At 74.4% G+C, this 6,326-nt stretch carries 8 protein-coding genes; 3 read left to right on the top strand and 5 right to left on the bottom strand.

Annotation, left to right across the window (positions count from 1 at the left end):
- Positions 1-118 precede the first annotated feature (118 nt).
- Positions 119-886: an SDR family NAD(P)-dependent oxidoreductase gene (locus ACFY7E_RS18915; protein ID WP_389486236.1), complete on the bottom strand. Its 768-nt coding sequence runs from the start codon at positions 884-886 to the stop codon at positions 119-121.
- A 132-nt stretch (positions 887-1,018) separates the two neighbouring features.
- Positions 1,019-1,942 carry an NADP-dependent oxidoreductase gene (locus tag ACFY7E_RS18920; protein ID WP_389486238.1) on the bottom strand — a complete coding sequence of 308 codons (924 nt, stop codon included), beginning with the start codon at positions 1,940-1,942 and terminating at the stop codon, positions 1,019-1,021.
- A 125-nt stretch (positions 1,943-2,067) separates the two neighbouring features.
- Between ACFY7E_RS18920 and ACFY7E_RS18925 the strand changes: the two genes are divergently transcribed.
- From ACFY7E_RS18925 to ACFY7E_RS18935, 3 genes are all read left to right on the top strand, one after another.
- On the top strand, positions 2,068-3,111 hold the full coding sequence (locus ACFY7E_RS18925; RefSeq protein ID WP_389486240.1) for a GlxA family transcriptional regulator: 1,044 nt from the start codon (positions 2,068-2,070) through the stop codon (positions 3,109-3,111).
- A gap of 81 nt (positions 3,112-3,192) precedes the next feature.
- The gene (locus ACFY7E_RS18930; protein ID WP_383447527.1) at positions 3,193-3,750 is read left to right on the top strand and encodes a hypothetical protein; all 558 of its coding nucleotides are present in this window, start codon (positions 3,193-3,195) and stop codon (positions 3,748-3,750) included.
- A 16-nt stretch (positions 3,751-3,766) separates the two neighbouring features.
- Positions 3,767-4,357 (top strand): hypothetical protein, encoded by a 591-nt coding sequence (locus tag ACFY7E_RS18935; protein WP_389486243.1) that lies wholly within the window; start codon positions 3,767-3,769, stop codon positions 4,355-4,357.
- Positions 4,358-4,400: 43 nt separating this feature from the next.
- On the opposite strand, the gene ACFY7E_RS18940 is transcribed toward ACFY7E_RS18935, so the two are convergent.
- The 3 genes from ACFY7E_RS18940 to ACFY7E_RS18950 are packed head-to-tail and all read right to left on the bottom strand — an operon-like array spanning position 4,401 to position 6,244.
- Positions 4,401-5,531 carry an ABC transporter permease gene (locus tag ACFY7E_RS18940; RefSeq protein WP_389486245.1) on the bottom strand — a complete coding sequence of 377 codons (1,131 nt, stop codon included), beginning with the start codon at positions 5,529-5,531 and terminating at the stop codon, positions 4,401-4,403.
- 14 nt (positions 5,532-5,545) lie between these two features.
- Positions 5,546-5,974, bottom strand: coding sequence for an SRPBCC family protein (locus tag ACFY7E_RS18945; RefSeq protein WP_389486247.1), 429 nt, complete (start codon positions 5,972-5,974; stop codon positions 5,546-5,548).
- A 15-nt stretch (positions 5,975-5,989) separates the two neighbouring features.
- Positions 5,990-6,244 (bottom strand): DNA-binding protein, encoded by a 255-nt coding sequence (locus tag ACFY7E_RS18950; protein ID WP_389486249.1) that lies wholly within the window; start codon positions 6,242-6,244, stop codon positions 5,990-5,992.
- Positions 6,245-6,326: the final 82 nt, after the last annotated feature.

Raw genomic sequence — 6,326 nt, forward strand, 5'->3', positions numbered from 1 at the left:
CCGCCCCGCGGTGGCCCCTGGTGAAAACCATGAGATCCGCGCCCCGTACGCCGTCGATCCCGTGTCTTCGCACCACACCCCTTCCGCCGGGGCGGCGTTCCGGCGGATGCGCCGGTGTTCAACTCCTCAGGTGCGAGGCTCCGTTGAGGTCGAGGATCGAGCCGGACGCCCACTCCGCGTCGGGAGAGGCGAGCCACAGGACGGCCGCCGCGATCTCGGCGGGGGCGGCCACCCGCCCGAAGGGGCTCTGGGCGCGGATCGCGGCTCCCTCGGGCCCCTCCAGACGCGGAGCGACCCGCTCGGTGGCGAAGAAGCCGGGCGCGACCGAGGCGACGGCGATCCCGTGGGGGGCGAGGGAGACGGCGAGCGACTGACCGAGCGCGTGGACGGCCGCCTTGGTCGCCCCGTAGGCCGGATGGTCGGGTTCGCCGCGGAAGGCGCCCCGGGAGCCGATGTTGACGATCCGTCCGCCCGAGCCCCGGTCGATCATGCGCCGGGCCGCGAGGTGGCTCAGGTTCGCGGTCGCGAGCAGGTTCACGGATACGTGTCGCCGCCAGATCTCCGCCCACTCCTCGTAGGGGGTCTCGGCGAGGGGGTGGCGGAGGTTCACCGCGGCGTTGTTGACCAGTACGTCGATCCCGCCGAGGGCCTCGGCCGCCGTGCCGGCCACGGTCGCGGCCGCCGCCGGGTCCGTGAGGTCGCCCCCGACGAGGACGTGGCCCGTCCCTTCGAGGGAGTCCAGGGTGGCCCGGGCGTCCTCGGCGCGCGAGGCGAAGTGGACGGCGACCCGGTCGCCGTTGGCCGCGAACGCCCGGGCGACCTCCCTGCCGAGGCCCCGTGAGGCGCCGCTGACGAGGACGCGGCGGCCTGTTGCGGGCAGGTTCATGGGGGTGCCTTCCGGTCGGGGACGTGCCGTCCGGCATTCTGCACGCCGTCCCCGACCGTCCCCGACCACCCCCGTCCCCGCTCGTCGGACGGTCGGGAGACCGTCAGGACGGTCAGGGAAACGTCGAGACGGTCAGGAGACCGTCAGGACGATCTTCCCCGTGGTGCGGCCCTCCTCGCCGATCGCGTGCGCCTTCGCCGCCTCGGCGAGCGGGAGGACGGTGTCGGCCACCGGCCTCAGCTCGCCGCGCTCCACCAGGGCCGCGAGCTCGCGCAGACCGAGGTGGTCGGGTTCGACCATGACCCAGGCCGCCCGCACGCCGTCCGGGGCGGCGGGGACGTCGTCCGGGCCCGGCAGGGTGATCAGCCTGCCCCCGGGCCGGAGCACCTTCAGGGAGCGCTCGGCCGTCTCCCCGCCGATGCCGTCGAGGACGACGTCCACGTCCCGGAGGACGTCGTCGAAGCGCACCTCGCGGTAGTCGATCACCTCGTCCGCGCCCAGCTCCCGCACCAGGGCGTGCTTGGCCGCGCTCGCCGTGCCGATCACGTACGCCCCGCGGGCCTTGGCGATCTGCACGGCGAGGTGCCCCACCCCGCCGGCCGCCGCGTGCACGAGGACGCGCTCCCCCGGACGGACGTCCGCCGCGTCCACGAGGGCCTGCCAGGCGGTGAGGCCGGCCAGCGGCAGCGCCGCGGCCTCCACGTGGGTCAGGGAGGCGGGCTTGGGGGCGAGGTGCCGGGCCGGGGCCACCACGTACTCCGCGTATCCGCCCGCCTGGCGGGGGAAGAGCGGCATGCCGAAGACCTCGTCCCCGGGGTGGAGGTGCCCCACGCCGGGCCCGACGGCCTCCACCGTGCCCGACACGTCCCAGCCGACGGCGGGGACGGCGCCCCAGTCGATCAGGGCCCCGCTCGTGCGGGTCTTCCAGTCCACGGGGTTCACCCCGGCCGCGCGGACCCGCACCAAGACCTCGTTCAGGCCGGGCTCGGGGCGTTCCACGTTCCGCTCGACCAGGTTCTCGGGACCGCCCCACCGCTCCACGACCATCGCGCGCATGCCGTCCGCCTCTTTCCGTCTCGATCGGCGCGCCGCGGAACCCTTCCGCGGCGACGGGTCCACGATCCGGTGCGGCGGCGTCCCTTGGTGTTGGCCGTCCGGCCACTGTGTGACAGGATCCGGCCATGGGAGCGACACGGGGCAGGACGGTACGGAACGGGCGGGAAGAGGCTCGCGCGGCGCCGCACCGGATCGCCGTGCTCGCGCTCCCCGGAGTGCCCGCGTTCGAGCTCGGCATCCCCTCCCGGGTCTTCGGCAGCGCCGTGGACGCCGGGGGCCGCCCCCTCTACGAGGTCACGGTCTGCACGGTCGACGGCGCCCCCGTGCCCAGCGACGCCGGTTTCACCGTGCAGCCGACGGCAGGCGCGGAGGCCCTCGCGGGCGCCGACACCGTGATCGTCCCGCCCACGCATGCCATGCCCGAGCTGCTCCTCGGTGCCCCGCTGCCGTCCGAGGTCGCGGCGGCCGTCGCCGGCATCCGGCCCGGCACCCGCCTGGTGTCCATATGCAGCGGGTCGTACGTGCTCGCCGCCGCCGGGCTCCTCGACGGGCGGCCGGCCACCACCCACTGGAACCTGGCACCGGAGTTCCGCCGGGCCTATCCGAGGGTCAGGGTCGACGAGGACGTGCTCTTCGTGGACGACGGCGACGTCCTGACCTCCGCGGGGGCGGCGGCGGGCGTCGACCTGTGCCTGCACATGATCCGCCGCGACCACGGCGCCGCGACCGCCAACCGCACCGCGCGCATGTGCGTCGTGCCTCCCTGGCGGGACGGCGGGCAGGCCCAGTTCATCGACCGGCCCGTCCCCGAGCCCACGCTGGCCGACACGACCGCCACCCGCGCCTGGGCCCTGGAGCACCTGGCGGAGCCGCTCACCCTCGCCCGGCTCGCCGAGCACGCGCGGATGAGCCTGCGGACCTTCACCCGCCGGTTCCGCGACGAGGTCGGCCTGACCCCCGTGCAGTGGCTCACGGCCCAGCGCCTCGAACTCGCCAAGCAGCTCCTGGAGACGACCGACCTCCCGATCGACCTCGTCGCCCACCGCGCCGGGCTCGGCTCCGGGAACTCCCTGCGCGCGCACATGCGGACGGCGTTGGGCGTCTCCCCCGCCGCCTACCGCCGCGCCTTCGGCTCCGGCGCGGACGCGCTCGCCGGGAGCGGGACGTGACGTGACGCCGTGTCCGTTTGGAGCACGGGCGGCAGGGCAGCCGAGGTGCTACGGACAAGACACAGCGAGAGGTGGGAGTCGATGTCGACCGGAATCGTCCTGGCCATCGTCATTGCCGCCGTCGTGGTGGTCGCGCTCGTCACCGTCGCCGCGGTGAACCACCGGCGACGGGCGCGTCTGCGCGACCGGTTCGGACCCGAGTACGACCGGGCCGTCGAGGAGACGGGCAGCAAGCGGGCCGCCGAACAGGACCTCGACGCCCGGGAACGGCGCCATCAGGAACTGGACATCAAGCCGCTGTCGAGCGGCACGAGGGAGCAGTACGCGCAGCGGTGGAAGGAGCTCCAGGAGGAGTTCGTCGACGCGCCCGAGGGCGCGGTGCACGAGGCCGACCGGCTGGTGACGGCCCTGATGCACGAGCGCGGCTACCCCACCGAGGGGTACGAGCAGCGGATGCGCGACCTGTCCGTGCGGCACGGCCGCACGCTGGAGCACTACCGGGCCGCCCAGGAGGTGCACGCGCTGAGCTCCTCGCGATCGGCCACCACCGAACAGCTGCGGGAGGCGATGGTGCACTACCGCGCCCTCTTCGACGGCCTGCTCACCGACGGCGAACCGACCGGCCCCCGCCGGTCCTGACGCGGAGGCGGAACACATGCGTGACCACGACACGGCCGAACGAGGGGCGTCGGCCGCCCCGTACGGAACGACGGACCGGTACGAGACGAAGGACCGGTACGAGACGAAGGAGCCGCACGGGACGACGGACCCGCACGGCGTGAACCAGCGGTACGCAACGAACGAAGAGCGCGGAACGACGGACCGGTACGAAGCGGACGAACAGCCCCCCGTTCCCCCGGAGTCGAGCGCGGCGCCCGCCGGAAGGCCCACCACTACCGGGCAGCCGGCCGTCCGTCCCGCCCCGCTGGCGAGCGCCACCGGGCGCGGGGACGACGAGCACGTGCCGGATCTGCTCGGCAGGGCGGACGGCGACGCGTACCGCGAGCGCTGGCGCGAGGTCCAGGGCCGGTTCGTCGACGACCCGCGCGAGGCGGTGCACTCGGCCGACGAACTCGTCGCCGACGTGATGCGGACGCTGACGGAGGCCTTCGCCGCCCACAAGCACACCCTCGAAGAGCAGTGGAACGAGGGCCGGGACGCCGACACGGAGGACCTCCGGGTGGCGCTGCGCGAGTACCGCTCGTTCTTCAACCGGCTTCTGACCAGTTCGACCCCCCGGCGGTAGGAGGGGCGCGGGGAGCGGGGCGGGGCATCGGCGGCGCGGGATCTCACAGCGCCGCGTGCGCCCCGCCCCGCTCCCTGCCGCCCGGATGGCGGTGCCGCCAGACCCAGAACACTGCGGAGGACACCAGTGCCCACCCCGCGAGCACCACGAAGGGGAAGAGGTGCTGGTGGCCGCCGAAGTACACCGCGGTGTGCTGCGCGTTCACCGAGGCGCCCGGCGGCAGCCACTGGCCGACGTGCCCGAGCGGCGACGGCAGCAGCGGCCAGGACACCGCGCCCCCCGAGGAGGGGTTGCCGAGGAGCACCATCAGCCCCCAGGTCGGGAGCATGGCCCACCGCCCGATGAGGGTGTTGAACATGGAGAAGACCATGCCGGAGGCGAACATGGTCAGCGCGAGGATCAGCCACGACTCGACGAACGGCAGGTCGAGCGCGCCGAGCAGCCAGTCCACGGTCGCCGCGACGGCGAATCCGCCCAGCAGGGCGTAGAGCACGGTGAAGGCGATCCGCTCGGCGGGGTTCAGCGGCTTCGCGTGCACGCTGAGCTGGATGGCCCCGACGAAGCCGATGATCACGGCGGCGAGCGAGACGTAGAACAGCGCGAGGCCGCGCGGATCACCCCTCTGCAACGGTTTGACGTCCGCCACCACGACCGGCACTCCGGTCGCCCGGCCCACCTCCACCGCCGCCTCCGCGAGGAGCTGGGCCACCGAGGCCCCCGAGGCGCCGGCGACGTCGAGGGCCACGCGGCCGTCCCGCAGGGTCATGACGGCGAAGACCTCCTGCTCGTTCACCGCCTCCAGCGCCTCGGCGCGCGTCCGGTAGGGCCGCAGTTCGAGCGAGGAGTCGAGTGCCCGCTCCATCCCCCCGGTGAACGTCCCGCCCGTCGGCGAGTCCGCCGCCCCGAGGACGGCCGTCGGGATGTGACGGGGGGTCGGGTTCGCCATCGCGTACGTGTACGAGCCGGCGAACAGGGCGGCCGCCGCGGCCAGGATCAGGACGAGCACGGTCGCCGGGAAGAAGGGCGAGCGGGTGAAGGCCGTCCAGCGTTCGGAGCGGCTCGGCGGCCGGCCGTGGGCCCCGTGCGGCGGCGCGGCCCGCGCGTCCTCCCGCCCCGTGCCGTCGCCTCCCGGGGCCTCGTGGGGCGGTGGGGTGTCGTCGTGCGTGTCGGCCATGATCCCCACACTAATCATGACGAAGCGGACGAACGACTCCCTTCGCCCACCAGACGCCCCATGGCCCATCGGGCCGGGCCCGCGTACGCCGCGAGGGCGAGGGCCGGTCCCTCGATCCGCAGTGTCGTGGCCGATCCGGCCGGCCGGGTGAGGACCGCGTGGTGCAGCCGCAGGCGCACCGGTCCGAACCGGACCCGCCACGTCCACCGCCGCCGTTCCTCGTCGACGGACTCCACGACGAACTTCGCGGAGACGCCGAGGAACGAGACGGCCTCGCCCCGCAGGCCGGGCGCGATGCGCACACCGGGCGCGATCCGTCCGCCGTCCACGCGCACCGCCCTGATCTGCGGCGACCACGTCGGCCAGAGGGCGGGCACGGCGTAGCGTTCCCAGGCGTCCCCGGCGGGGGCCCGGCCGACGGCCCGCAGCGTCACGGCCGCCATCGGTCCGCCCGGCCCTCAGCCGACCCGGCCGTGGACGAACTCGTCGAGGGCCTTGCCCGGCCGCAGGCCCACCTCGCCGTCCTCGTCGTGGAAGCTGCCGAAACCGAGGAGGGTGACGGTCGCGCCCTCCTTGAGCGCCTCGGCGATCGCCCCCGCGTCCTCGACCGTGCCGAACACGGCGTCGACGACCCTGCCGATCTGCTCGGCGGACGGAGTTTCCCCGTCCGCCACCTTGCGCGTGACCGCCTCGATCAGTCCGGACCTGTCCATGCGACGCACCCACTCCTCGACGGGAAGACCGGCGGAGCGGCGACCTCCTCACCTGCCGGTCACCGCCGTCCGGGACCACCAT

This window comes from Streptomyces sp. NPDC012825, assembly GCF_042900925.1.
Taxonomy (GTDB): domain Bacteria; phylum Actinomycetota; class Actinomycetes; order Streptomycetales; family Streptomycetaceae; genus Streptomyces.